Raw genomic sequence first — 23,652 nt, forward strand, 5'->3', positions numbered from 1 at the left:
GTGACTGAACAAGAAATAAGAGATTTACTCAGCGAAGCGCTTCAATCGCTGTTTGAAATTGAACTGGAGCGAATTAAACCGGAAACCAATCTTTACGAAGAATTGGAGATTGACAGCATTGATGCTATTGACTTGATTGATCATATCAAACGAAAAACGGGACATAAATTACAGGCGGAAGATTTTCGCAATGTGCGTACCGTTGATGATGTGGTGCAAGCAGTGTTAAAACAACAAAATTCTGTGTAATGCTAGCTTATCTCCCTTCAGATCTTGTTGCCAATCAACCGGCTTGGACTTATGCGGATTTTGAGCAACAGGCCTTGCAAATTTCTGCGGAGCTCAGCTCCCGCCAATTTCGTTCTATTGCCGTTTGGATGGAAGATGGCGCTAAGTTGGCCTGCCTGTTACTCGGGGCATGGCATGCTAATGTTCGTGTATTATTTCCACCTAATTTTATCGAAGAAAGTATTCAATGGGTAAATCAACACGCTCAATGTTGGATTACCGATCGCGAAGTAGAATTAGAGAACGCCTTTCAATTTGATGAATTTGCCGCGACACCTTTTCAAAAACCTACACAAAATCGACTGCTCTTTGATTTCAACAATCAAACTGAAATTTGGTTAAAAACCTCGGGGAGTACGGGGGAGGCAAAGACCATTGTTAAAACCGCACAGCAAATGTGGCTTGGTGCTAATGTGCTTGCACAAAGTCTGCCTTTTGCGAATGGTAATGCCACAACGGTGATTAGCACTGTGAGTATTCAGCACATTTATGGTTTAACCGTACATATTATGATGGCGCTGGTGAAAGGCTGGCAAATCGGACGTATTCAACAGTTTTATCCGGAATGTATTTTTGTTCAAGCGAAGCAGTGCAAATCGGCGGTGGTAGTGAGTAGTCCGTCAATGTTAGCAGGTATAGAATGGCAACAGACTAAATTGCCACAAAGTATAATTGGTATTATTTCATCGGGCGGTATGTTGCTGGAAGATTTATCGCAAACTATCCGCCATTATGTACCGCTTATTGAAATTTATGGCAGTACGGAGACAGGGCCAATCGCTATCCGTGAAGATATCGGCTTATGGCAATCTTTACCTGAAAGTCAATTAGGCACCAATGAGCAAGGGGAATTATGGATTGAGGGAAGTTGGCTTTCCCAACGAGAACAAACCGCTGATGTCGTAAAATTTGAAAATGATGGTTTTCTCTTACTGGGGCGTTCTGATCGTATTGTAAAAATTGGTGATAAACGTATTTCTTTGATTAGCGTAGAAAATACATTAACTCAGCACAACTGGGTAAGTGATTGCTATATTGCGAAACATCCGGAACAAAAACGCTTAGCGTCTTGGGTCGAATTGAACCGAGAGGGCGTTGCATTTTTACGTGAAAAAGGTCATCGGGCATTGGTTCAGGTTTTAAAAACATATCTTAAATATTCTCAGGAAGAGGCTGCAATTCCACGTTTTTGGCGTTTTACCGATGCTTTGCTTCGTAATACTCAATCAAAAATAAACAAACAGCAATTTAACCGCACTTTCTTGGAGGATTGTAAGGAACCTATTTGGCTGGAAGAAAAACGTGAAGGCAATACATTTCAAGCTATGGGTAAAGTACCGTTAGATTTGGTTTACTTAAAAGATCATTTTGCTGAATTTCCACTTGTACCCGGTGTAGTAGAATTGCAATGGGTCTTTGGGCAAATGATAAAACTTGTGCCACAATATTACGCTTGTTCACATATTGATAAACTAAAATTCCAAAAATTCCTTCGCCCGGCGGATCAGTTTATATTAAATCTTAAATGGGATGAGACCAAAGGTAAGGTTACTTTCCAACTCACCACGGAAAATGAAGTATGTTGTAGTGGTGTGGCGGTGTTGGCAAACTAGGTGGTTTTGATGAAAACCATCGTCAATTTAGTGTTATTTTTTGTTAGTCTTGCTTACCCGATTTATTGGTTATGGGGGAAAAATCCACAAGTTTTAGCTTTTCTGCCTTTTATTATCGGTTTTTTTTGGGGGTTAAAAGGCATTTATGAACAAGCCTTTATGCGGCATTTCTCATGGGGTATTACCGTATTACTGACGATAATTGGCATAACCCGTTCCAATGAGATGATGTATGGTTATCCAATTATTATAAACGGCTTGATGTTGATTATTTTCGGCACAAGTTTATGGCAAAAACAGACGATCATTGAACGTTTTGCCCGTATGCAAACACCGAACCTGAGTGAAAAAGGAGTGCGTTACACTCGTAAAGTTACACGGATTTGGTGTGGCTTTTTTATCTTCAACATTGCCGTATCAGGTATAACGATTTATTCCAATTTACTTGATTATTGGGCATTATATAATGGCTTTATTTCGTATCTTTTAATGGGCATATTGATGGCGGGAGAATGGATTGTTCGCCAATATATGAAGAAACATCATGAAGAATAATTTTTCGCCTAACACATTAATTGCATTAAACCCTGAATGGAAATGGCAAGACTTTGCCGAACGTTCACAACAAATTGCGGTACAACTCAGACAAGATGATGTGCATTCAGTGGCATTTTGGTTTGATGATGCTGCCAGTTTTGCTTGTACTATGTTGGCTTGTTTTAATGCAAATGTTCGCATTTTACTCCCTCCTAACTTATTACCGGAAAACCAACAGTGGATTGCCAAGCATAGTGATTTTTTATTTGATGATAAGCGGTTTGAAACTTACGGTATTTTGCAAAAAGTTAGTGAAAATCGACCGCTCTTTGATGGGAAAAATCAAACAGAAATTTGGTTGAAGACCTCCGGTAGTAGTGGCGAACCTAAAATTCTATGCAAAACAGCACAACAGATGTGGATTGAATCACAAGCAATTGTTTCTTCCATTCCTTTTAATACGCCGGATTTCCATGTCGTTTCAAGCGTTTCAGCACAACATCATTACGGATTGTCTTATCGTATTATGTTGCCGTTAGCAATGGGGTGGACAATTGGTCGTCAACAGTTACCTTATCCCGAATATATGATGGCGGAGAGCCTACATGCCAAAAAATGCCTTTGGATCAGTAGTCCTGCTTTATTAAGCCATTTAAATATGGCTGATTCGCGTTTTGCTGGTTTTAATCTTGGCGGTATTATTTCATCAGGTGGTGTATTGCCGGTTCATGTAGGTAATGCTTTACGGGAAAAACTCAATACAACTGTGGTGGAGTGCTATGGTAGTACGGAAACCGGGGCGATTGCTTTTCGTACGGACGATGGACTTTGGACTCCGACATCACTTACCCAAGTGGGATTGAATGAACAAGGCGCATTATGGGTAGATTCCCAATGGCTTAATCAGAGAGAACAAACGGCCGATGCGGCAGAATTTCACGGTGAACGATTTAAACTACTGGGGCGGATTGATCGCATTATAAAGTTTGGGGATAAGCGAATTTCGCTCGTCAATATTGAGCAGCATTTACTCCAACAACCTTTGGTCGCGGATTGTTATATTGCCCAACACCCAGAGAAAGCACGCCCTGCCGCATGGGTAGCCTTAACGGAGGCAGGCATGCGTGCTTATCATCAGCAAGGACGGGGTGCATTGATTGAACAACTTCGCCATTTTCTAATGCAATCACAGGAAATGGCGGGTGTTCCTCGGTTTTGGCGTTTCACTCAACAGCTACCACGCAACAGTCAATCTAAGATAAGTCGGTTGGATTTTAACCAAGTTTTTCTCACCCAAAAGGACGATAACTTGTAATGTATAAGGTACTGGCGGTAATCCCTCACTACAATCACTCAGGCACAATTTGCAATGTGGTTCAACAATTTTTATCTCTCGGCTTACCTGTATTGGTCGTAGATGACGGTTCGATGCCCGAACACCAAGCAATCTTACAAACCTTACAAAATCAACAAGATGTTTCTGTTTATTTCCGTTCACAAAATGGAGGAAAAGGGGCAGCAATGAAAAGTGGCTTCAAATGTGCCACAGAAATGGGATTTGATTATGTCATACAAGCGGATGCCGATGGGCAACATCATCTTGCTGATGTAAAAATAATGCTAGAAAAAATGCAAAAAAATCCGACCGCACTTATTTGTGGTCGCCCGATTTACGGCGATGATGCACCCAAATCACGCCTTTACGGACGTAAAATCACGAATTTTTGGAATGCCATTCATACCCACTCTTTTGACATTAAAGATGGTATGTGTGGTTTTCGCCTTTACCCACTTAAGCCTTTGCAAAACTTACTAAACAACGAACCGCTTGGAGATAGAATGGATTTCGACGTTGAAATTCTGGTTAAAGCTCATTGGTATCAAATCCCGTTTATTTGGGTGGACACGCCGGTGCGGTATGAGTTAGGGGGCATATCACATTTTCGGGCGTGGGCAGATAATTGGCTGATTAGCAAAATGCATACTAAACTATTCTTTAGTATGTTGGTGCGTTGGTTTACAGGAAAACCGTTATGAGTGAACGACATTCGCATCATTGGGCTAGGCAACAAGAGCGTGGTAATTATTTTTTCTTAAATCTTACCCGTTTGATTGTGCAGTATTTACCGTTAGTTACTATTCGTGTCGTGACCTTTTTGGTGGTGTGTTATTTCTTTGCCACATCAAAAAACACCCGTAAAAATATCCGCACTTACCAATACAATCTTAGTCGGTGTTATCCGAAAGTAAAACTCCCTACCTTCTCGGTTTTTCGACAATTTTTAGCTTTTGGCGAATCTATTACCGATCGCTTTGCGGTATGGCAACATAAGATTACTTATAAAGATTTAACCGTTGATGATGCAGATAACCTTTATCAAGATATCCGCGAAAGCCGAAAGCATCGCGGACAGTTACTCGTTTGTTCCCATTTTGGTAACATTGAAGTTTGCCGTTCTTTGGCAGACGACGGACATCATCCAGATTTTCGCTTGAATGTATTGGTGCATAGTCGCCATGCAGAAGCCTTTAATCAAGCCTTAGTAAAAGCGGGAGCAAGCGAGTTATCACTCATTCAAGTGGAAGATTTGGACGCCCAAAAAATGTTGGAATTGCACGAGCGTTTGGAGGGGGGCGAGTGGATTGCTATTGCTGCGGATCGTATTCCTGTACGGGGCGATAAAATGGCGAAAATTAATTTCCTCGGGCAAGAGGCCGATTTCCCACAAGGCGCATGGTTTTTAGCTTCACTGTTAAAAGCGCAGATTAACACAGTCTTTTGTTTAAAAGAGCAAGGGCGTTACCGCTTAAAATTACGGCGTTTTTGTCCACAAATTACGGGGCGTGGAAAAGTGAGGGAAGAAAATATTCGCCAAGCCATGCAACAATACGCCGATTGCCTTGCCAAAGAGTGTGAAGCTAATCCGCTTCTTTGGTTTAATTTTTACGATTTTTGGAAAAAATCCGAATGAAAAAACACATTTTATGTCACCATATTTCCGAATATGAGATTCAATTTTTTGACGTGGATTCTATGGATATTATGTGGCACGGGCATTACGTCAAATATTTGGAAATGGCTCGTTGTGCCTTCTTGGAGGAAATTCATTACACCTATGATGTGATGAAAAAGCAAGGGTACGCTTGGCCGATTGTGCAACTCAATGTGAAATATATTCGTCCGACCTTGTTTCGCCAAAAAATCTGTATTGAGCTGAGCTTGTTGGAATATGAGAGCAGTATTCGCATGGATTATGTGATTCGAGATGCCCTTTCCGGAAAAAAACTCACTACCGCCAGTACCACTCAAGTAGCGGTGGAAATTGCAAGTGGAGAAATGCAATTTCAAACGCCAGCCTGTTGGCGAAGTGCGGTCGAAAATCACCCGAGTTTTAAAACGGAGCAAATATCATGAAGAAAATCATCTTTCTTTTGAGCTTATTGATAAGTACCTGGGCGTATGGGTTTTCCGAGCAAGATTTAATCAGTCAACTACAGAAACCGCAAAGTGTGCAAGGCGATTTTGTGCAAGAACGCCGTCTTAAAGCCCTCAATCGTCCGATTACAACGGAAGGAACATTTACTCTTGTGGCAAATAAAGGGTTGTTATGGCAAATGGAAAAACCCTTCTCCACCCAACTTCGCGTGACTGAAAAAGGCATTATGCAGTGGAACGGCAAACAATGGGTCAATAATGGCAAATTAGGGCAAGCCACGCAAATCCGACTTTTTTTAGGCTTACTTTCGGGCGATGTGAATGGGTTGAAAAAACAGTTTAAATTGGCATTAAGTGGTACGACAAAACAATGGAAAGTCACACTAACACCGGATTCTCTTTTGATGAAACAGATTTTTAATCAAATTACGATTCAAGGTGATGAAGTGGTACAAATGATTCATCTTGATGAAATTCAAGGCGATAAAACCGATATCACCTTTAAAAACAATCGGATCAACCAACCGCTGACAGATTTTGTGCGTCAGGCGTTAGAATAATTTGAAATTTAATGCAAAAATCGACCGCTCTTTCCGTTTTTTCAACTCTCCTTTTATTCGCTATTTGTGGTTTGTTTATTTTTCTGGTTCAGCAAGATAACCGGTTGCAAACAGATCTACGTGCCTTGTTGCCGGAAGAACAAGGTTGGCAGCCAATCCAAGTTCAAGCCGATCAAAAACAAGAAGCCCGCTTTAATCAACAGTTAATCGCAATGGTCGGTCATCAAGATGCTGGACAAGCCTTTAAGCTGGCAACAGAGATTACCCGGCAATGGCAAACAAGCGGTCTGTTTTCACTCATTTATGACAAAATCCAGCCTGATTTACCCACTTTACAAAAAGAGCTCAATTTATTGAAGTCTGCTACCTTGCCTGCCTCAGTGCGTAAGCAGTTGCTCGAACAACCGGAAAGCTATTTTCAGGATTACGCCGAACAGATCGTAAACCCTTTTGATAAAGGGAATTTATTACCATTAGAACAAGATTGGCTTGGTTTTGGGCGTTTTGTGTTTAGCACGTCCGCCATTGCGATGCAGTGGAATGCGGATAACGGTATGCTTTACACCGAACAAAGTGGCATTACTTGGGTGTTGTTGCGTGGTGAACTAGCACAAGCGACAGACGCAGTAAAACCGACATATTCTTTGTTGGATATGGTGAACAAAAATCGCATCTTGGCAGAAGCAAAACAAGCAAAATTTTTAGTGAGTGGTGCCGCCCTATTTGCGGCGGATGCAAAACAAAAAGCAGAGACCGAAAGCGGTGTCATGAGTGTATCGGGCATTTCTTTAACACTGATATTATTACTGTTTGTATTCCGAACATGGCGGATCGTGTGGTTATTTTTGCCAATCTTGGTTGGTATGCTAAGTGGTGTGTGTGCAGTGATTTTAAGTTTTGGACAAGTACATATTCTTACTATTGTGATTGGTACAAGCCTTGTTGGCGTATTGATTGATTTCCCGCTACATTGGCTTGCCTCTTCGCTGTTTGCAGCAAATTGGCAAGCGAAGCAAGCAATGCATTCACTACGTTTTACCTTTTTGATTAGTTTGCTGATTACGCTTGTGGGGTATGCGTTGCTTGGTTTTACCCACTTGCCGATTTTAAAACAAACGGCACTATTTTCGATGGTGGCATTAATCGGGGCGATTTTAACTACAATGTTTATCTTGCCGAATTTATTCCGGCATTGGCAAATTGCCTCCCCTTCCACATTATTACTCAAAGTGCGGTCAATTTTAGATAGGTTTTTTAACCGAGCTTTCCATAAAATCACGGTATTGATTTTAGTGCTTTTTTCCGCTGCGGGCATTTACCAAACCCAATGGCAAGACGATATTCGTCAATGGATTGCTTTGCCTGATGAAATGTTAAAAGAAACCCAACAAATCGCTAGGTTGGCAGGGGTTAACTTAAGTAGCCAATATTTGTTGGTGACTGCGTCTGATGATGAACAACTGTTACAAAAAGAGAGCGTACTTACAGAACAATTATTCCAACAAGGCATTGCATTCCAATCGCTTTCCCAATGGATAATATCAAAAGCACAGCAACAAGCATGGGCAGAAAAACTAGGTCAATTATCACCGGAAAGTTATGCTGTTATGGAACGGATTGGAGTGCCAATCGGTGAGATCCAACTAGCTATTCGGCATTTGAAAACAGCTAAAACCGTATCTTTAGATGAAGCGTTAAAAACCCAAATAGGGCAAGGGTGGCAAGGATTTTATTTAGGCGGGTTGGAAGATAATCGGGTAGCAAGTTTAGTACGGGTGAATCTACAAACGGGACAATCAGCCGAACAATTTGCCAATGGTAAAGATATTTTCTGGCAAGACAAACGCGCTCATTTAAATGCAGCCTTTGAACGTACCCGTGATCAGGCGGCATGGCTGAAACTGTTTTCTTTTGTTTTGGCAGGTATTTTACTGTGGAGATTCTGGGGAGTAAAACGTGGTGTGATGATGTTATTACCACCATTACTTGCTGTTTTGATGACGATTGCGGTTTTCGGCTGGTTCGGTTTTCCAATAGGGCTATTTTCATTATTTGGTTTGTTGCTTGTCTCCGCCATTGGGGTGGATTACACCGCCTATATGCAAACTGCTCAAGAGCCTTTATCTAACAAGCGGATTGCGATATTATTAGCCACACTTACTACATTGATTTCTTTTATGTTATTGGGTGTTAGTTCCACCCCGGCGGTGGCAATGTTTGGGTTAAGCGTCAGTATCGGCGTGTTGTTTAGCGTAGCAATTACATTTAAATTATTTCGTTAAATTTGGAGAATCATCTATGGAATTATTCGACGTCGCCATCATTGGCGCAGGCCCGTCAGGTTCGGTGTCCGCTGCCTTATTACACAAACAAGGCTTAAAGGTTTGTGTGATTGAAAAACAACATTTTCCACGCTTTGTGATTGGCGAAAGTTTGCTGCCTTATTGTATGGATATATTAGAAGAAGCAGACTTAGTAGATGCCGTTCACGCAGAACCAAGTTTTCAATTCAAAAACGGTGCGGCATTTACTTGGGGGAGTCGTTATACCTATTTTGATTTCACTGATAAATTCACCCCCGGTTCAGGCACGACTTACCAAGTTCGTCGTGGCATTTTCGATAAAATTTTAATTGATGAAGTAGCGAAAAAAGGCGTGGATGTTCGCTTTGGTGAGGAAGTGTTGGAGTTCGCTAATTCGCAAGAAAATGCGGAGCTTTCCATTCGCAAAGAAAACGGCGAAGAATACCGCTTATCAGCTCGTTTTGTGTTAGATGCCAGTGGTTACGGACGAGTATTGCCCCGTTTACTTGATTTAGAAACGCCATCATGTTTGCCTGCCCGTGTGGCACGTTTTACGCATATTGATGACAATATCACCGATCCTGATTTTGACCGTAACAAAATTTTGATTACTACCCACCCAGTACACCGTGATGTGTGGTTATGGCTCATTCCATTTGCCGATAACCGTTGTTCGATCGGTGTGGTAGGTTTACCTGAAACCCTTGAAGGTGATAATGAAACCGTATTGAAAAAATTTGCCCTAGAATGCCCAATGCTAAAACGCATTTTAGTGAATGCAAATTGGGAAAACGAATTTCCATTCCGCAGTATTCAAGGTTATTCTGCAAATGTGAAAACCTTATTCGGTAAACACTTTGCTTTGTTAGGCAATGCAGCAGAATTTTTAGATCCGGTCTTCTCATCAGGAGTAACCATTGCATTACACTCTGCTCGTTTGGCAACAGGTTTAATTATCCGTCAATTAAACGGAGAAAATGTGGATTGGAAAACTGAATTCAGTGATGAGTTAATGGTTGGTGTAAATGCGTTCAGAACTTATGTAACAGGTTGGTATGAAGGATCATTCCAAGATGTAGTATATGCCCGTAATCCTCAACCGGAGATCCACCAAATGATTTCTTCGATTTTGGCAGGTTATGCTTGGGATACCAATAATCCTTATGTGGCGAAATCTGAAGCTCGTTTAAAAATTCTGGCAGAAGTGTGCGGAGTCGCGACTCAAGATTAGTGATGAAAAAATACCTTTTGTTGGGCTTGTTCGGTTTGTTTTTAATGGGATGTTCAAGCTTACCTATGGTTCAAACTTTACCGTTGCAACAAAAAACAGAGCGGTTATTTAAAGTGGAGCAGCGTGATGTGAATGGCAAGTTAAAACAGACCAGCTTGCTGAGTTTATCCGCTCAACCGCAGGCGTGGCGATGGGTGCAAAGCGATCCTTTGGGTGTTCCAATCGCCCGCGTAATTTTAACTAATAAAGGGTGGCAAAATGATGGCTTTGTCATGCCAAATCAGCAAGCCAAGCAGTTATTTTCGGCAATTGCTACGGCGCTTAATACGAAACAGTTGTTTGCATTTAGCCATATTGAGCGAACACCACAAGCGACTCTCTATTTTGTGGATAAAAAACAAGTTTGGCGAATTATTACCCGGTTGTCAGGTATAGACATTGAATTGCCTGATATGAGTTATTGGCACATTGAAGAACTAAATTAAAAATGACCGCACTTTATTTAAGTCGTCCGGCTATTCTGAGCAGCCTGGGCGAGGGTATTGCTCATCATGTCCAATCCCTATTGGAAAAGGTCGATTCACCATTAACGTTATCTGATCACCTATTCCGAGCGGAAAATCTTGAGGGATCTGCTTATATGCTCGGAACGATCAATACGGATTTACGTTCTTTTCCGGTTAATTTAGCCGATGAACACCGTAGTCGCAACAACCAAGTATTATGGCATTGCTTACAGCAACTTGAACCCCAAATTGAGGTGGCAATCACAAAATTTGGTAGGTGTCGCATTGCGGTTGTTATTGGTTCTTCCACCACAGGTGTTGATGAAAACATTCCTGTGTTTAAATATGAAGCTGCACACCCAAATGATTGGTCCGGGGCAAAATTCAATCAACAACAACAATATTTTTCTGCTCCCGCTGATTTCATTGCACATCAATATGGCTTGAAAGGCTTGGTTTATGGTATTTCTACTGCTTGTACATCAGGCGCAAAGGCTCTCATTACAGCGGCGCGTTTGCTCAAAGCTAATCTATGTGATGCAGTGATTTGTGGGGGAGTGGATACCCTTTCGTTGCTTACGGTAAACGGTTTTAACTCACTTTCCGTATTATCAAATACAAGAACCAACCCATTTTCTGTTAATCGTCAAGGCATTAATATTGGTGAAGGCGCAGCCGTGTTTATAATGAGCCGTGAAAAACTTGATGACACGTCCGTGCAACTATTAGGTTATGGAGCAAGTAGTGATGCCTATCATATGTCGTCTCCGCATCCGGAGGGCGAAGGTGCAATTTCCGCCTTTCACACAGCGTTAGCTTCAGCACAAGTTGAACCGCATCAAATCGGTTGGATTAATTTACACGGTACAGGTACGATTCATAATGACCAAATGGAATCTCTTACTGTGAATACCATATTTGGCTGCCAAACACCTTGTACCAGTACAAAACCTTATACCGGGCATACTTTAGGTGCGGCCGGCGCAATTGAAGCGGCGATTTTATGGGGAATGATTGACCGCACATTAAATCCAGATGGACAATTACCTGCTCAATTATGGGACAGTCAACGAGATCCTCATTTACCAAACATTGCATTAACCGATTTCCACAGCCATTGGAACAATAAAAAACGTATAGGGGCAAGCAGTTCTTTCGCCTTTGGCGGTAATAACACGGTACTTATTTTGGGGGAAACCGATGATTGATTTAACTTGTCCGATAACCCATATATCTCCCTTACTGCCACATAGTGGGAAAATGGTAATGTTGGAAAAAATTATCGATTTTGGTGATGATTTTCTGATTGCAGAAACAGCCCCAACCGAATCTTGCTTGTTGGTTAAACATGGAAAATTACCTACTTACATGGCAGCCGAAATCATGGCGCAAGGTATTGCTGCATGGGCTGGGTGTAAATGTGTGAAAGCAGGGCAGCCAATTAGTTTAGGTTATTGGATTGGCTCTCGAAAGCTAAAATTTCACGCCCCTTTGGTAACATTAGGACACCGATTGCAGATTCGGATTCAACTTTCCATTGAAGATGCCGCCGGCTTTGGCGTGTTCGATTGCTCCCTGACGGATTTAGACACCGGGCAAATTTTAATTGAAGGAGCGTTGAATGTTTATCGTCCTCAAATAAGCACCGATGAAAAACACACAAAAAATTAACCGCACTTTCAAATAAAAAGAGAATACCATGAACCAAACCATTTTAATTACAGGATCTAGCCGTGGCATTGGCAAAGCAATTGCCTTGCGCTTAGCTCAATCGGGCTTTGATATTGTTGTACATTGTCGCAGCCGTATTGAAGAGGCGGAAGATGTTGCGCAAGCGATCAGAAATTTGGGCAAAAATGCAAGAGTGCTACAATTTGATGTAAGTAATCGTGAGCAATCCGCTAAGAAATTATTGGCAGATATCGAGGAACATGGCGCGTATTATGGTGTGGTGCTTAATGCCGGGTTAACCCGTGATAACGCCTTTCCCGCGCTAACTAATGAAGATTGGGATGTGGTATTACGCACGAATTTAGACGGTTTCTACAATGTGCTTCACCCGATTATGATGCCGATGATCCGCCGTAGAAAAGCAGGGCGCATTGTCTGTATTACTTCCGTTTCCGGCATCATTGGCAACCGCGGGCAAGTGAATTATAGTGCTTCAAAAGCAGGGATTATTGGTGCGGCAAAAGCGCTTGCGGTGGAATTGGCAAAACGTAAAATCACTGTCAACTGCGTTGCACCGGGATTAATTGATACGGAAATTTTAGATGAAAATCTACCGATTGATGAAATTTTAAAAATAATCCCAACCGGCAGAATGGGGAATCCCGATGAAGTCGCCCACGCTGTTGATTTCTTGATGGATGAAAGAGCCGCCTATATTACCCGACAAGTCATCGGCGTAAATGGCGGTTTGTGCTAACCGTGTAAGGGCTGATTTTGTATCAGTCCATTTTATAATGAATAATGAGAACAAAGATGAAACGAGTTGTTGTCACCGGTATTGGGGTTGTTACTGCCTTTGGTAAAGAATGGCAAGAAGTAAAGTCTGCATTTCAACGCAAACAAAATGCCGTGCAAACTAAAGAAGATTGGGTTGAACGCTACCCCGAATTAGAAGCACGTTTAGGCGCAGAAATTCACAATTACCAACCGCCAAAGCATTGGACGCGTAAACAATTACGCAGCCTTGGGCGTGTTTCACAGTTTGTTGTGGAGGCTAGCGAGCGTGCTTTGGCTAACGCTAATTTACTTGATGAAAACGGCGAAATTTTAGCTTATCTCAAAGATGGCAGAATGGGAGTGGCTTGTGGTTCTTCAACCGGTTCTACCAATGATATCAAAGATGCTGCCGAACTTTTGATGACGGGTAAATCGGACGGTTTCAATGCCAATACTTATGTCCGAATGATGCCTCATACCACTGCGGCAAACATTGGTATTTTCTTTGGTTTAACCGGACGAATTATCCCTACCTCAAGTGCTTGTTCTTCAGGTAGTCAAGGCATAGGTTATTCTTATGAAGCGATTAAGTATGGGCTTATTCCGATGATGTTGGCTGGCGGCGGTGAGGAATTTTGTCCGTCGGAAGTCTATGTTTTTGACTCTCTTTATGCCGCAAGCCGAAACGTGAACAACCCAAGCCAAACCCCACGTCCGTACGATAAAGATCGAGACGGTCTTGTCATTGGTGAGGGCGCGGGAATGTTTGTATTGGAAGAATTAGAACACGCCCTTGCACGCGGTGCGAACATCATTGCCGAGCTGGTCGGTTATGGCGCAAACAGTGATGGAGCGCATGTTACCCGTCCACAAAAAGGCACCATGCAACGCTGTATGGAATTAGCACTTAAAGATGCCAATCTATCACCCGAAAAAATTGGTTATGTGAATGGACACGGTACGGCGACAGAACAAGGCGATATTGCCGAAACCCTCGCAACCGAAGCTATATTCGGCAAAATTCCGCTGAGTTCACAAAAAAGCTATTTAGGTCATACACTCGGTGCTTGTGGTGCTTTGGAATCGTGGTTTTCCATTGAAATGATGAGGGATGCTTGGTTTGCTCCAACGCTAAACTTAGATAATATTGATGAACGCTGTGGCAAGTTAGATTATATTCGAGGGGACGGGCGTGAAATTCACACAGATTATGTGATGAATAATAATTTTGCCTTTGGTGGTGTGAATACCTCGTTGATTTTTAAACGATGGAAAGCATAATTTAACCGGTCGGGATAAAACCCGACCAATTAAATTTTTTGCACAATCGACAAAAAATCCAAATGTTGCACATCTTCACCTTTTGGCAAAACCGCTAATTTTTTGACCGCACTTTCTGACTCTTTGGATACCAGCCAAAACACTGCACCTTCCGTTTGTTTTTCTGAGTCTCCCTCTCGCACCCATCCAATCAAAGCTTGTTCTACATCACCGTTGATTAAATCTAGCTCGGCTAATTGAAGCGGTTGCCAAATTGTTTTTTGATTAATCGGTAGGAAGATTGAATTTCCTGTTGTTTGAAAGATTTGTGCAAGTTGAAACGTCGCCGCATTATTGATGTTCGCCATAAAATCTAATGGACTTGGCATATCGTATTCATTAAGTTGATGAAACATCTTGTCAAATTTACTTGGTGAATTAAAGGGGGAACCAAGATAAATGCCACAAGTTGGCTGAATATTATTTTTTAGTGGTAATGCGCCCAACAAGGCGAGTTGGGTGAAACGGCTAAAACGACGGGGATCAATGCCTTCTATTTGTAGTTGTTGGCGGAGGGCTTTATCCGTGCCGTTTGCGATAAAGGTACTTTTTTGCTGTAAATAAATCATTCTCCCACCTTGATGACCCATGCAATATGGCTGCCGCCGAAACCTAAAAAATAATGTAAATAATAACCGCACTTTAAGGCTTTTCCATGGGCTAGCCGCTGGTTTTTACTTTCTATTTGCCAAGGTAATTCGGCAAGGCATTTAGCTTGTAAACTTTGATAAAAAAATACTGTCTCTAATACACCGCTTGCGCCGAGTGTGTGTCCGATATAAGGTTTTATTAAAATCCATTCCGTTTGTGGGAAAAGTTCGCTTAGCACTTGTTTTTCCATTTCATCACTATTACTGCCTACACCATGAATTTTGATACCTTGGATTTGTTCCGCTGATATGTTTGCTTTTTTAAGGCATTGTTTAAGCAAGGTTTTCAATGAACTTTCATTGCTGTTTGTCAGATTTTCATTATCGGTTACGCTCGTAACACCTAAGATTTCGCAACAAAAAGAGTGATTGGGTTGGATAGATAACGCCATACATCCCATACCCTCACCTAAAACCATGCCATTGGAGGCGCTCATCGGTAAATAAGATGAATCTTGGGAAAGTAGATTCATTGCTTGAAAATGCTCAAAGGTGAGGCGATTAAACATTTCAAAACCGAGTACCAAGGCTTTTTCTGCCATGTTATTTTTCAGCATTTTATAGGCATAGCCAATAGCTTGGGCGGAAGAGGTGCAGGATGTGGCAAAGCTAAATACTTGGGTTTGATATTGTTCTCGTAAATGATCGGCTATCAGCGCTAAGCTATATTCTTTTGGTAGTGGTTGTTGATTGGCAACGCGGGCTTCGCAATCACTCATGACATAAGCGGTGGAGCCAAGCAAAATGGGAATATCTTTAACTTCGGTTTTATTCCAACCTAGTTGTTTTAAAGTGCGGTCAATTTGCTCATCAAAATAAGCATAGAGCCGTTCAAGGGAAAGCAGAGGTTCTTTAAATGCATTGAAGTAAGGTAATGTCGTTGTTTGCCTTAACATTTGGCTGGTTCGCCGCCCGATTTTTTCCGCAACTCGGGCGGAAACCGCATTGATATAGACGGTCATTTTTGGTGTTGTTCACGAATGAAAGCCGCAAGACCACGTACGTTCATCATATGCTTACGTACCATTCGATCTCCCTGTAACCGCACCTTAAAATGGGCTTGAAGGGCTACGGCAATTTGTAGTGCATCAAGGGAATCTAATTGAATACGACTTTGGTCGCCAAAAAGCAGTTCGTCATCAGTGATTTCACTCGGTTTAAAGTCCTCTTTTTCCGATTCCCGCAAAATGAGTTTTTTTAATTCAAACTCAAGTAATTCGGGTTCAAGCGTAAAAGTATAATTCATTAAAATCTCACTTGCTTTTTCAATTGTTGTTGATAGAGAACTGCCGCCAATCCGATCATCAGTATGCCGAAAGCGGTCAATTTTATTAAATAATCGGCGATTTGCGTTAGTTCATATCGGTTGAGCAATAAATTTTGAAAGCAGCTTAATGCCCATCCCATCGGTGAAAATTCTGCAACAGTTTGCATTATATCGGGCATCACATAGGTCGGCACCATAATACCGCCGATAGCTGCCATAATGATAATTCCGCCGCCGCCTAACACCACGGCGTGTTCAGTTGTGCGCGCGATGACACTCACAAATAAACCGTAGCCAAGCGCAGCAAGGCTGACCGTCATTGACAACACCGCATATTGCCACCATTCACCATTCAAAGAAAATGCCGGCATATCAAAGTATGGCAATACAAAATAGCCCAGTGCGATCATACCGATAAATTGTAATTGGTTAATCAAAAAATAGGGGAGCAATTTAGCTACGATTAAATTTAATGCCGAAGCCCTAGCCATTCGTAAGCGAGTAATGGTATTGGTTTGGCGTTCCATTGCCATTACATTTGACAGCGGAATCATAATAAAAAACATGCCAAAAATCAGCCAGGCAGGTACACTATGTTGTACCGAATTGGGCTTTGCGACTTGCTCTCCTTGACGATTAAGATAGACTTCTTGCCAGCGGGCTTTGGCTAAATAATCATTGATTTGCGCAAATTTTTTATCTAAATCCTGATTAACTTTTTTCTCTATTTCTTTGATTTGCTTCTGCTGACGATTTTTCAACTTGATATGATTGTCCGCTAAATATTGTTCCAAACGTAATCTTGTGTAGTGCTTTTGTAAAATGCCTTTCACACCTAACAACCAGCCTCGATTGATACTTGGATTTAAGCGTAATTCCAACGGTTTTTCGCCGGAAAGTGCAGTCAATTTTGAGTTAGAGTTGATAATTAATAAAGAATATATGCCCTCTGTTAATGCATTTTCTGCCTTTATCCGCTCCGACTGAATATTACCCTGCATTACACTCAGCCCTTCCTCTTTTAAAGCCTGAAATAAAGCCTCATTTAACGGATTTTCCCTTTCCGATAGCAGCATAATCGGCTTTTCTTGACTTAATTCACTCTCATTACTTAATGCGGCGGACATAATAAACATAAATAAAATCGGCATAATAAATAACACCGCAACTCCGTGTAGATCACGGCTTAACAGGCGAAGTTCTTTACAGATTGAAGCAATTAACATAATTATTGCCGATTTATTTAGGCTTTAAGCAGTGCGTTCATCTCTTTTAATAACGCAATTTCTCTTTTTTGCTGCTCAATGAGTTGTTCTTGAAAAGAGAGCGAAAGTTTTAATTTTTCATTTTCAATAACTAAGGCTTCATCGGAATTATAATAATTTGAACTGGATTGGCTATTTTCATTGATTAAAAAACAGACGTTTTTTGTGTTAATTAAATCGGTGATATCAAGATTAAAAACTTGTGCAATTTGTTCAAGTTTTTCTAAATATAACTTGGTTTCGCCTCGTTCAATTTTTGCATAACCACTTGGCGACATATTCAATCGTTCAGCCATTTCTTCCTGCGAAAGCCTATTTTGCTCACGCAATCCTCTGATTTTATCTTGTACACTCATTCGGTTACCTATTTGTCTTTTCAGTGCTGTTTTTGGATTAAAAAGGCGGTTTTCTGTCTTATCTGTCAATGGAGAAAAAAGACAACTCTTTTACAATGACCATCGCTTTTAAGAGCAACCATATGAACCAATTTTCACACATTTAGCGAGGCTTTTCTATGAAAAAAACAACATTAGTGGGTATTCTGGCAGTTTCGGTTAGCAGTTTTGCCGTAGCGGAAGGCAATTTTACAGGATTTGCAGTTGGTACAGAATTAAGCTCAACTAAACATACTTTTGAAATCCCGGGTTTTGGGGTGAGTGCCAATAGTTCAAACAAAGCGAGTATCGGTGTATTTGGCCAATATGGCTTTGACTTTGCAAAAGATTTTGTCGGCATTGGCGAAGTCAAATTAAGAACGGGCGGCTCTGAAACCAGTAATGCAGGTGGTTCTGTTTCCAAAGAAACATTCAATATTGGCATTGCTTACTTACAAGGCTATCGTGTGACTGATAGCATTTTACCTTATGTAAAAATTGGTGCTGAAGTCAGCGCCTTTGATTTAGGCGAAGAAGTTTCTCGATATGTCGAAGGTTCAAATCTCTTTGGTGTCGCCTACGGTGCAGGTGTTAAATTTGCACTCACCGACAAACTTGAAGCAGGCGTAGAATATACGCAAACAAGATTACGCAATGTTGAATCAGACATTAAAGCAAAAGTGAATAAAATTGCTCTGAATGTCGCTTATCGTTTCTAATTTTTTAAGCCTCTTTTACGAGAGGCTTATTTATTTTTATGAGGTTAAAATGAAAAAATTTATTCACATTATAGGATTATCTTTAACAATGTTACTTACAGGCTGTGCCACTATTGTAAGTAAAAGTACTTATCCTGTTTATATTCAATCTGAGCCAGTAGGTGCAACCTTTACGATTAAAAATAGTAAAGGGCAAGTTGTTGCGAAAGGTGAAACACCAAAAGAAATCAGATTAAAAGCAAGTGCAGGCTATTTTAAACCTGCGACTTATATCCTTGATTTCCAAAGAAAAGGTTATGCGAAGAAAACCGTTACTATTACAGCAACACTAGACGGTTGGTATATGGGCAACATTGCTTTACTTAGTCCTTTAGGTGCTTTGATTATTGATCCGCTTACTGGAGCAATGTATAAACTCCCTTCAAGTATTAGCACAACTTTAGATAAAAATAGTCAGAGTCCAAAAAGAAAAACAAAAGCTCAATTACAAATTTTATATTTAGATACTTTAACTGATGAGCAAAAAGCACAATTAGTTGCCATCTAATAAACCACTCTTCCTAAAACGACACTAAAAGGTTCGCTACTTAGCGAACCTTTTTATCTGTTTATCCAAAAAGTCTAAATAAAACTTCTCAAGCGGTTGATTTCCAGTAATTTCTTGCAAATTGCCTTGATAAATAATCTTCCCCTCGTTTAATAGCACTAATTGTGAACAAAGTTGTTCAATCTCTTGCAGATAGTGGGAGGTATAAATTACCGTTACGCCTTGAGCGGTTAAATCTGCTACGCTATTTAAAATAAATTGACGGGATTGTGGATCAATACCTACGGTAATTTCATCTAAAAAAATTACTTTAGGGCGGTTAATTAACCCAATAGCGAAATTTAAACGGCGTTTTAATCCACCGGATAAATGTTTTGCCAGCTTAGATTTGTGTGTGGTTAATCCTGTTTTTTCCAACAATTCCACTAGCCAATGTTTGTCGGAAATAGCATAAAGTGCGGCAAAAAATGTCAAATTTTCCCATACCGTTAATAACGGATAAAACGCAAAATCCTGCGGCACAAGGGAAATTTGATGGCGTTGTTTTTGGGTTAAACGTTCAGAGGGGACATCATCAAACAAAATCTGTCCAGATTGTGCTTCTTGTAATCCCGCCATTAATGACATTAACGTGGTTTTCCCTGCACCGTTAGGGCCGAGTAAGCCTACGGCAGAGCCTTGTTTGATATGTAAATTCACATCATAAAGTGCAAGCGTTTGTGTGTCTGGGTATTGATGATGAATGTTATCTATTTTTATCATTTTGATGTTTATAGAATGGTCTACGTAATCATTAAACTGCTTTCAAATACTGCCATAACAATGCTTCTCTATCTGCAATTCCTCGCAGAAAACCGGCGATCTCACAATAGCCTTCTGTACTTGGCTTGCGGCATTGTTTCACGCACAGAGTAGCAAATTCCCTCCATTGATCGCCAATTTCCGTCATCTGCTCGGAAGCCTGTTTAAATTTCGGCTCATTACAAATGTCAGCGGCTTGCTCAAGGAAATAGGCATAAAGATAGCGGAAACCTGCCCCGCCCGTGCCGATTTCTTCCTGCATTCGCACAATATGCCCGAGATACAAGCGGTTATATTTTTCGCCTTTTTTGCAAGCGGCGAGATTTTCAATCGATTTTGCCACGGTACGAATGCCTTTCACGCCGACAAAAAACAGCGGCGCAAGCATTTGTTTCGCTTGTTTACGAATAGCTTTTTGCACCAATGTAGGTAAGTCAATGTGAGAAAGATCAGGCATTTGCTCGAAATAATACATCAATCCTTTTGCCGCCAATGCCCCTTTGGCAAAGCGGGCTTTTTGTAAATCGCTTGTGGGGCAACGTTGCACAGTTTCAAACACGGGATCGCTAATTAAATAATTATTTTCTTCTTTGCCATATACGATCAAATTGTGAGCATTAAAATGAAATCGCATTTCCGGTGGAAAGTAAGGTAACCAAAATACAGAGGTTTGCAAACCGACTAACTTATTTTCATCAAGGGCTTGATCGAGAGCTTGTTGCCCTGCTTTTGGTGTACGAAATTTTTGGATTTTTAACCGCACTTTGAGCCGTTTAGAGACTTTTTTGATGATCGAACGTGGCGGCATACGATAAGAAATCAACGGCATCCCGTTTATTTTGACTAACGGAATATAAACAAAGGTCAATGCTGATGCCAAACCAAAAACCATAGCTTCGTTAAAATCTACCCCTTGAGACTTTAAAAGTGTGGACATTACGCCACTTTCGCAATGGGCGGTGTGTTGGTGGTTAAAATTATTCATTTGCTTATTTGCTAATAGTACCCCGATTTTTCAGTATGTTTAGATCGTTAAAAGCAAGAAAATTATCTAATTTTTATTTCTAATCTTTTAAGGAAAATTATTTTTACGCTTGGTTTGATTTGCAGCAAAATCCAACCACATTGATACAATTCTATTTAACGCTGTAATTTTTTGTTCATTAAAATAGTTTCTTGCTACAACAGTAACATCTTTTTTATCACTTTCGAACCTCGGAAATTTGTAAGCGTCATATTCGGTAATTCTGCATTAATCTGTTGAAGAAATAAGCTCCTCCGATGTTTTATCCGTACAACCGAAATGTAATTTATTCTCTGCCATTTTTGATTTTCTCAATATTTACCCCAAACACCTTGGCATATCGCCCCAATACCTTATTTGATAATTTTCCAAATACACTTGGTTTAAAATGCCGTTTGATTCGCCATTGCCAGAACCCGGTGGCTTGGGCGAGGCTGGTGAGATCGAAGCGGTTGCGGTACATATAATAAAAGAGCGGTGATTTTTCACCACGTTTTACCGCATTAAGGGCTTCGTTTGCAAGTTGTTGCAATTCTTCTACGGCTTGTTCCGTGGCGAAGGTTTCCGTATCCCAACCATTAGAGGTGGCGGTTTGGTAACTGCCGTTTTGTGTGGCGTAAATGACTTTCCGTTGCCCTTTGAAAATTTTACTGTCGTCCTGTGGGATCTCATTCACATCCATCTATCACCTCCAGCAACATAAAACAAGAAGAAAAGCGACCGCTCTCCGGAATGTAACATAACACTTTCTGTCCGGCGATAAGCGGGAATTTTTCCAAAAATTCTTGCAAAATAATATAGATAGAGGCTGAGCCTGTATTGCCTTTGCTTTCTAAATTCGTAAACCATTTTTCCTGTGGGATCACAAAATCGATATTTTTTAAACCATCCAGTAATTTATCGCGGAAGAAGCCTGATGAATAATGTGGCAAAAAATAGTCAATATCATTGGCATGTAAATGGTATTTATCAATTAAACGAAGTAGGGCATTTTCTACGGTGCAACGGACAATATTTTCATTGAGCAGTTTGACATCTTGCTTCACTGCCATAAAACTGTGGGTATCACGGGTTTGTTTATCTACATTTTTCCAGCCTATGAAACGCTCATGTTGCAATTCCGCCCCTGCGTACATACATACAGGTAGCTCGTTAGCATAAGAAATGAGCTCAATCCAATGAATTTTGAAACTCAACCCTTGTGGGTTAGGCCGATGGCTTAAATGAACTGCTCCCGCACCATCGGAAAGCATCCAGCGCAGAAAATCTTTTTCAAAACCGATTTCAGGTCGGGCGTTGTCTAGCTTTTTCTGATCAATTTCTGCTTCAAAATGTTCGCTACGCATAATGGCGGAGGCGGATTCGGAGGCAACCGCAATGGCATGTTGATGTTCGCCGGTGCGAATAGCGTTATAAGCGTGTTTCATTGCCGTCATGCCTGCCACACAAACGCCGGCCGTTGTTAACACTTCATAAGGTGGGGCATTAGGGATTAAACCATGCACCATAACGCCTTGTCCGGGGATAATTTGATCAGGATAAGATGTACCGCAAGCTAAACAGGTTACATCCTCTGCTTTTAAGCCTTGTGCGAATAATCCCTTGATGGCTTCCACCGCCAATTCAGTGCCGGTATGGGTGGTTTTACGGGTTTTTGGATCAATGGCGTAATAGCGGCTTTTAATGGCATTAGAGCGTAAAATCATTTTACGTACACGAGAAGGTAATTCGCCAATTTGCCCCAGTACTTGTTCAATTTGATCGTTTTCTACGGGTTCATTTGGCAAAAAAGCGGCAACGCGGTTAATGTAAACATCAGTTAAAGTAGTCAAAATTATTCCCCTGAAGGTTTGGCAAAGTGGGCTTTTTGTTTAGTTAATTTTTCTTTTAATAAGGGTTTTAGCCAGATTTTAATCAGTGCGGAAATCGGCACAACAGTCAGAATCAGTATAATCAAAAAGGCGATATAAAAATAGAGCATACTTTGGCGAAAACGTGGTGAAATTTGACCGCACTTAATGAGTAATTTCCCCCATAAATAAAAACTGCGATGCCCTATTTTTTCGCTCATCATTAATTTTTCATCAATTTTCACTGCGCCCATTTTTTGGAATAGGGTATGATCAAGTAGGCGATTTTTAGATAAAACCAGTAGTAGTTTCTCGCCAAAACGTTGCATATCTTGTATTTCTGCTTCACTAATTCCCGCACTTGGCATCCAAGAAAAGTAACGTTTTTTGCCACTTAGCATCCATGCAGGTGTAGTAATAAAACTTTCCCAAGTACTGGATTGATCGGTTTTCACTACATTAGCAATCAGTTTTCCACTTTTCTCCGCGATCATTTTCTTCATTTTTTCTTGTGCCATTAACCACATATTGCGGCAGCCAATTAGTGTAATGACCGGTGTGTCTTTTAGTATGTTTGCTTGTGTTGATTGCAAAAATGCAGTGATAGGTTGGGAAGGAGATAAAAACCACACCGTATAAGCAATCACCACCAAATCATATTTTTCACGTTGTAATTGTGGTGGCACAATAGGGGTGGGCTGTAAATGTACCGATTCAGGAAATTGATTAAAAAAGTGAATAAATTTCCAAGGAAAAGGATAGGGTTCGCACGGCTTAATGATGTGATGTTCTAGGTGAATATCATCACGTTGCAATGGTGTAAGAAAATGTTCAACAAGACGCAAAAGTTGTCCTGTTTGGGAATAGGAAATGACAAGGATATTTTGAGATTTTTTTGGTATGGGCATGGTTA

28 protein-coding genes are annotated in these 23,652 nt (G+C 40.9%); 17 read left to right on the plus strand and 11 right to left on the minus strand.

Going from position 1 to position 23,652, the window contains the following annotated elements; all coding sequences use genetic code 11:
* Genes BKK47_RS03845 through BKK47_RS03915 form a run of 15 tightly spaced genes read left to right on the plus strand, consistent with a single transcriptional unit; the run spans position 1 to position 14,203 of the window.
* Positions 1-249, plus strand: a complete 249-nt coding sequence (locus tag BKK47_RS03845) for an acyl carrier protein (RefSeq protein WP_077493639.1) — start codon at positions 1-3, stop codon at positions 247-249.
* Complete coding sequence (locus tag BKK47_RS03850; protein ID WP_077493590.1) at positions 249-1,901, plus strand: ApeI family dehydratase; 1,653 nt, start codon at positions 249-251, stop codon at positions 1,899-1,901. The genes BKK47_RS03845 and BKK47_RS03850 overlap by 1 nt, the downstream gene beginning before the upstream one ends.
* A 6-nt stretch (positions 1,902-1,907) precedes the next feature.
* Positions 1,908-2,456, plus strand: coding sequence for a COG4648 family protein (locus BKK47_RS03855; protein WP_077493640.1), 549 nt, complete (start codon positions 1,908-1,910; stop codon positions 2,454-2,456).
* Positions 2,446-3,753, plus strand: a complete 1,308-nt coding sequence (locus BKK47_RS03860; protein ID WP_077493591.1) for an AMP-binding protein — start codon at positions 2,446-2,448, stop codon at positions 3,751-3,753. Before BKK47_RS03855 ends, BKK47_RS03860 begins: the two co-directional genes overlap by 11 nt.
* The gene (locus BKK47_RS03865) at positions 3,753-4,475 is read left to right on the plus strand and encodes a glycosyltransferase family 2 protein (RefSeq protein WP_077493592.1); all 723 of its coding nucleotides are present in this window, start codon (positions 3,753-3,755) and stop codon (positions 4,473-4,475) included. The genes BKK47_RS03860 and BKK47_RS03865 overlap by 1 nt, the downstream gene beginning before the upstream one ends.
* A complete protein-coding gene (locus tag BKK47_RS03870; protein ID WP_077493593.1) occupies positions 4,472-5,410 on the plus strand; it encodes an LpxL/LpxP family acyltransferase in 939 nt (312 codons plus the stop codon). The genes BKK47_RS03865 and BKK47_RS03870 overlap by 4 nt, the downstream gene beginning before the upstream one ends.
* On the plus strand, positions 5,407-5,853 hold the full coding sequence (locus tag BKK47_RS03875) for an acyl-CoA thioesterase (protein ID WP_077493594.1): 447 nt from the start codon (positions 5,407-5,409) through the stop codon (positions 5,851-5,853). The genes BKK47_RS03870 and BKK47_RS03875 overlap by 4 nt, the downstream gene beginning before the upstream one ends.
* Positions 5,850-6,434 carry a LolA family protein gene (locus tag BKK47_RS03880; protein WP_077493595.1) on the plus strand — a complete coding sequence of 195 codons (585 nt, stop codon included), beginning with the start codon at positions 5,850-5,852 and terminating at the stop codon, positions 6,432-6,434. The genes BKK47_RS03875 and BKK47_RS03880 overlap by 4 nt, the downstream gene beginning before the upstream one ends.
* 11 nt (positions 6,435-6,445) lie before the next feature.
* The gene (locus BKK47_RS03885) at positions 6,446-8,716 is read left to right on the plus strand and encodes an MMPL family transporter (RefSeq protein WP_077493596.1); all 2,271 of its coding nucleotides are present in this window, start codon (positions 6,446-6,448) and stop codon (positions 8,714-8,716) included.
* A 16-nt stretch (positions 8,717-8,732) separates the two neighbouring features.
* Positions 8,733-9,968, plus strand: a complete 1,236-nt coding sequence (locus tag BKK47_RS03890) for an NAD(P)/FAD-dependent oxidoreductase (protein WP_077493597.1) — start codon at positions 8,733-8,735, stop codon at positions 9,966-9,968.
* A gap of 2 nt (positions 9,969-9,970) precedes the next feature.
* Positions 9,971-10,453 (plus strand): hypothetical protein, encoded by a 483-nt coding sequence (locus tag BKK47_RS03895; RefSeq protein WP_077493598.1) that lies wholly within the window; start codon positions 9,971-9,973, stop codon positions 10,451-10,453.
* A gap of 2 nt (positions 10,454-10,455) precedes the next feature.
* Positions 10,456-11,682 (plus strand): beta-ketoacyl-ACP synthase, encoded by a 1,227-nt coding sequence (locus BKK47_RS03900; protein WP_077493599.1) that lies wholly within the window; start codon positions 10,456-10,458, stop codon positions 11,680-11,682.
* Complete coding sequence (locus BKK47_RS03905) at positions 11,675-12,145, plus strand: hotdog family protein (RefSeq protein ID WP_077493600.1); 471 nt, start codon at positions 11,675-11,677, stop codon at positions 12,143-12,145. Before BKK47_RS03900 ends, BKK47_RS03905 begins: the two co-directional genes overlap by 8 nt.
* Positions 12,146-12,173: 28 nt before the next feature.
* A complete protein-coding gene (gene fabG, locus BKK47_RS03910; protein ID WP_077493601.1) occupies positions 12,174-12,902 on the plus strand; it encodes a 3-oxoacyl-ACP reductase FabG in 729 nt (242 codons plus the stop codon).
* A gap of 56 nt (positions 12,903-12,958) precedes the next feature.
* A complete protein-coding gene (locus BKK47_RS03915; protein ID WP_077493602.1) occupies positions 12,959-14,203 on the plus strand; it encodes a beta-ketoacyl-ACP synthase in 1,245 nt (414 codons plus the stop codon).
* 29 nt (positions 14,204-14,232) lie between these two features.
* Here the strand turns inward: BKK47_RS03915 and BKK47_RS03920 are convergent, their stop codons facing one another.
* From BKK47_RS03920 to BKK47_RS03940, 5 genes are read right to left on the minus strand one after another with little or no spacing between them, the layout of a single operon-like run.
* Positions 14,233-14,811 (minus strand): beta-ketoacyl-[acyl-carrier-protein] synthase family protein, encoded by a 579-nt coding sequence (locus BKK47_RS03920; protein WP_077493603.1) that lies wholly within the window; start codon positions 14,809-14,811, stop codon positions 14,233-14,235.
* Positions 14,808-15,854, minus strand: a complete 1,047-nt coding sequence (locus BKK47_RS03925) for a beta-ketoacyl synthase N-terminal-like domain-containing protein (RefSeq protein WP_077493604.1) — start codon at positions 15,852-15,854, stop codon at positions 14,808-14,810. Before BKK47_RS03925 ends, BKK47_RS03920 begins: the two co-directional genes overlap by 4 nt.
* Complete coding sequence (locus tag BKK47_RS03930) at positions 15,851-16,138, minus strand: acyl carrier protein (protein WP_077493605.1); 288 nt, start codon at positions 16,136-16,138, stop codon at positions 15,851-15,853. The genes BKK47_RS03925 and BKK47_RS03930 overlap by 4 nt, the downstream gene beginning before the upstream one ends.
* Positions 16,138-17,385, minus strand: a complete 1,248-nt coding sequence (locus tag BKK47_RS03935; RefSeq protein WP_077493606.1) for an ABC transporter permease — start codon at positions 17,383-17,385, stop codon at positions 16,138-16,140. Before BKK47_RS03935 ends, BKK47_RS03930 begins: the two co-directional genes overlap by 1 nt.
* A 17-nt stretch (positions 17,386-17,402) precedes the next feature.
* Complete coding sequence (locus tag BKK47_RS03940; RefSeq protein WP_077493607.1) at positions 17,403-17,780, minus strand: helix-turn-helix domain-containing protein; 378 nt, start codon at positions 17,778-17,780, stop codon at positions 17,403-17,405.
* 158 nt (positions 17,781-17,938) lie between these two features.
* Here BKK47_RS03940 and BKK47_RS03945 point away from each other — a divergent pair, with 158 nt between their 5' ends.
* Together BKK47_RS03945 and BKK47_RS03950 are read left to right on the plus strand one after the other, a co-directional pair.
* A complete protein-coding gene (locus tag BKK47_RS03945) occupies positions 17,939-18,517 on the plus strand; it encodes a porin family protein (protein ID WP_077493608.1) in 579 nt (192 codons plus the stop codon).
* A 49-nt stretch (positions 18,518-18,566) separates the two neighbouring features.
* Positions 18,567-19,064, plus strand: coding sequence for a hypothetical protein (locus BKK47_RS03950; protein ID WP_077493609.1), 498 nt, complete (start codon positions 18,567-18,569; stop codon positions 19,062-19,064).
* Between the two features lie 36 nt (positions 19,065-19,100).
* Here the strand turns inward: BKK47_RS03950 and BKK47_RS03955 are convergent, their stop codons facing one another.
* From BKK47_RS03955 to BKK47_RS03980, 6 genes are all read right to left on the minus strand, one after another.
* Complete coding sequence (locus BKK47_RS03955) at positions 19,101-19,826, minus strand: ABC transporter ATP-binding protein (protein WP_077493610.1); 726 nt, start codon at positions 19,824-19,826, stop codon at positions 19,101-19,103.
* 31 nt (positions 19,827-19,857) lie between these two features.
* The gene (darH, locus tag BKK47_RS03960) at positions 19,858-20,850 is read right to left on the minus strand and encodes a BtrH-related acyltransferase DarH (protein WP_077493611.1); all 993 of its coding nucleotides are present in this window, start codon (positions 20,848-20,850) and stop codon (positions 19,858-19,860) included.
* A gap of 87 nt (positions 20,851-20,937) precedes the next feature.
* Positions 20,938-21,111, minus strand: a complete 174-nt coding sequence (rhuM, locus tag BKK47_RS12855; protein ID WP_077493641.1) for a RhuM family protein — start codon at positions 21,109-21,111, stop codon at positions 20,938-20,940.
* A gap of 64 nt (positions 21,112-21,175) precedes the next feature.
* On the minus strand, positions 21,176-21,571 hold the full coding sequence (locus BKK47_RS03970) for a DarG family dialkylresorcinol biosynthesis protein (protein WP_077493612.1): 396 nt from the start codon (positions 21,569-21,571) through the stop codon (positions 21,176-21,178).
* A complete protein-coding gene (locus tag BKK47_RS03975) occupies positions 21,558-22,721 on the minus strand; it encodes a beta-ketoacyl-ACP synthase III (protein ID WP_077493613.1) in 1,164 nt (387 codons plus the stop codon). The genes BKK47_RS03970 and BKK47_RS03975 overlap by 14 nt, the downstream gene beginning before the upstream one ends.
* 2 nt (positions 22,722-22,723) lie before the next feature.
* Positions 22,724-23,647, minus strand: coding sequence for a hypothetical protein (locus BKK47_RS03980; RefSeq protein WP_077493614.1), 924 nt, complete (start codon positions 23,645-23,647; stop codon positions 22,724-22,726).
* Between the last annotated feature and the right edge of the window lie 5 nt (positions 23,648-23,652).

Origin of the sequence: Rodentibacter mrazii, assembly GCF_001998825.1 — a bacterium.
In the GTDB taxonomy this organism is placed as follows: Bacteria; Pseudomonadota; Gammaproteobacteria; order Enterobacterales; family Pasteurellaceae; genus Rodentibacter; species Rodentibacter mrazii.

Excerpts from the sequence above, each read along its gene's own strand:
- BKK47_RS03850 (WP_077493590.1), top strand. The coding sequence starts at position 249 with ATGCTAGCTTATCTCCCTTCAGATCTTGTTGCCAATCAACCGGCTTGG.
- BKK47_RS03860 (WP_077493591.1), top strand. The coding sequence starts at position 2,446 with ATGAAGAATAATTTTTCGCCTAACACATTAATTGCATTAAACCCTGAA.
- BKK47_RS03865 (WP_077493592.1), top strand. The coding sequence starts at position 3,753 with ATGTATAAGGTACTGGCGGTAATCCCTCACTACAATCACTCAGGCACA.
- BKK47_RS03870 (WP_077493593.1), top strand. The coding sequence starts at position 4,472 with ATGAGTGAACGACATTCGCATCATTGGGCTAGGCAACAAGAGCGTGGT.
- BKK47_RS03875 (WP_077493594.1), top strand. The coding sequence starts at position 5,407 with ATGAAAAAACACATTTTATGTCACCATATTTCCGAATATGAGATTCAA.
- BKK47_RS03880 (WP_077493595.1), top strand. The coding sequence starts at position 5,850 with ATGAAGAAAATCATCTTTCTTTTGAGCTTATTGATAAGTACCTGGGCG.
- BKK47_RS03885 (WP_077493596.1), top strand. The coding sequence starts at position 6,446 with ATGCAAAAATCGACCGCTCTTTCCGTTTTTTCAACTCTCCTTTTATTC.
- BKK47_RS03890 (WP_077493597.1), top strand. The coding sequence starts at position 8,733 with ATGGAATTATTCGACGTCGCCATCATTGGCGCAGGCCCGTCAGGTTCG.
- BKK47_RS03895 (WP_077493598.1), top strand. The coding sequence starts at position 9,971 with ATGAAAAAATACCTTTTGTTGGGCTTGTTCGGTTTGTTTTTAATGGGA.
- BKK47_RS03900 (WP_077493599.1), top strand. The coding sequence starts at position 10,456 with ATGACCGCACTTTATTTAAGTCGTCCGGCTATTCTGAGCAGCCTGGGC.
- BKK47_RS03905 (WP_077493600.1), top strand. The coding sequence starts at position 11,675 with ATGATTGATTTAACTTGTCCGATAACCCATATATCTCCCTTACTGCCA.
- fabG (WP_077493601.1), top strand. The coding sequence starts at position 12,174 with ATGAACCAAACCATTTTAATTACAGGATCTAGCCGTGGCATTGGCAAA.
- BKK47_RS03915 (WP_077493602.1), top strand. The coding sequence starts at position 12,959 with ATGAAACGAGTTGTTGTCACCGGTATTGGGGTTGTTACTGCCTTTGGT.
- BKK47_RS03920 (WP_077493603.1), bottom strand. The coding sequence starts at position 14,811 with ATGATTTATTTACAGCAAAAAAGTACCTTTATCGCAAACGGCACGGAT.
- BKK47_RS03925 (WP_077493604.1), bottom strand. The coding sequence starts at position 15,854 with ATGACCGTCTATATCAATGCGGTTTCCGCCCGAGTTGCGGAAAAAATC.
- BKK47_RS03930 (WP_077493605.1), bottom strand. The coding sequence starts at position 16,138 with ATGAATTATACTTTTACGCTTGAACCCGAATTACTTGAGTTTGAATTA.
- BKK47_RS03935 (WP_077493606.1), bottom strand. The coding sequence starts at position 17,385 with ATGTTAATTGCTTCAATCTGTAAAGAACTTCGCCTGTTAAGCCGTGAT.
- BKK47_RS03940 (WP_077493607.1), bottom strand. The coding sequence starts at position 17,780 with ATGAGTGTACAAGATAAAATCAGAGGATTGCGTGAGCAAAATAGGCTT.
- BKK47_RS03945 (WP_077493608.1), top strand. The coding sequence starts at position 17,939 with ATGAAAAAAACAACATTAGTGGGTATTCTGGCAGTTTCGGTTAGCAGT.
- BKK47_RS03950 (WP_077493609.1), top strand. The coding sequence starts at position 18,567 with ATGAAAAAATTTATTCACATTATAGGATTATCTTTAACAATGTTACTT.
- BKK47_RS03955 (WP_077493610.1), bottom strand. The coding sequence starts at position 19,826 with ATGATAAAAATAGATAACATTCATCATCAATACCCAGACACACAAACG.
- darH (WP_077493611.1), bottom strand. The coding sequence starts at position 20,850 with ATGAATAATTTTAACCACCAACACACCGCCCATTGCGAAAGTGGCGTA.
- BKK47_RS03970 (WP_077493612.1), bottom strand. The coding sequence starts at position 21,571 with ATGGATGTGAATGAGATCCCACAGGACGACAGTAAAATTTTCAAAGGG.
- BKK47_RS03980 (WP_077493614.1), bottom strand. The coding sequence starts at position 23,647 with ATGCCCATACCAAAAAAATCTCAAAATATCCTTGTCATTTCCTATTCC.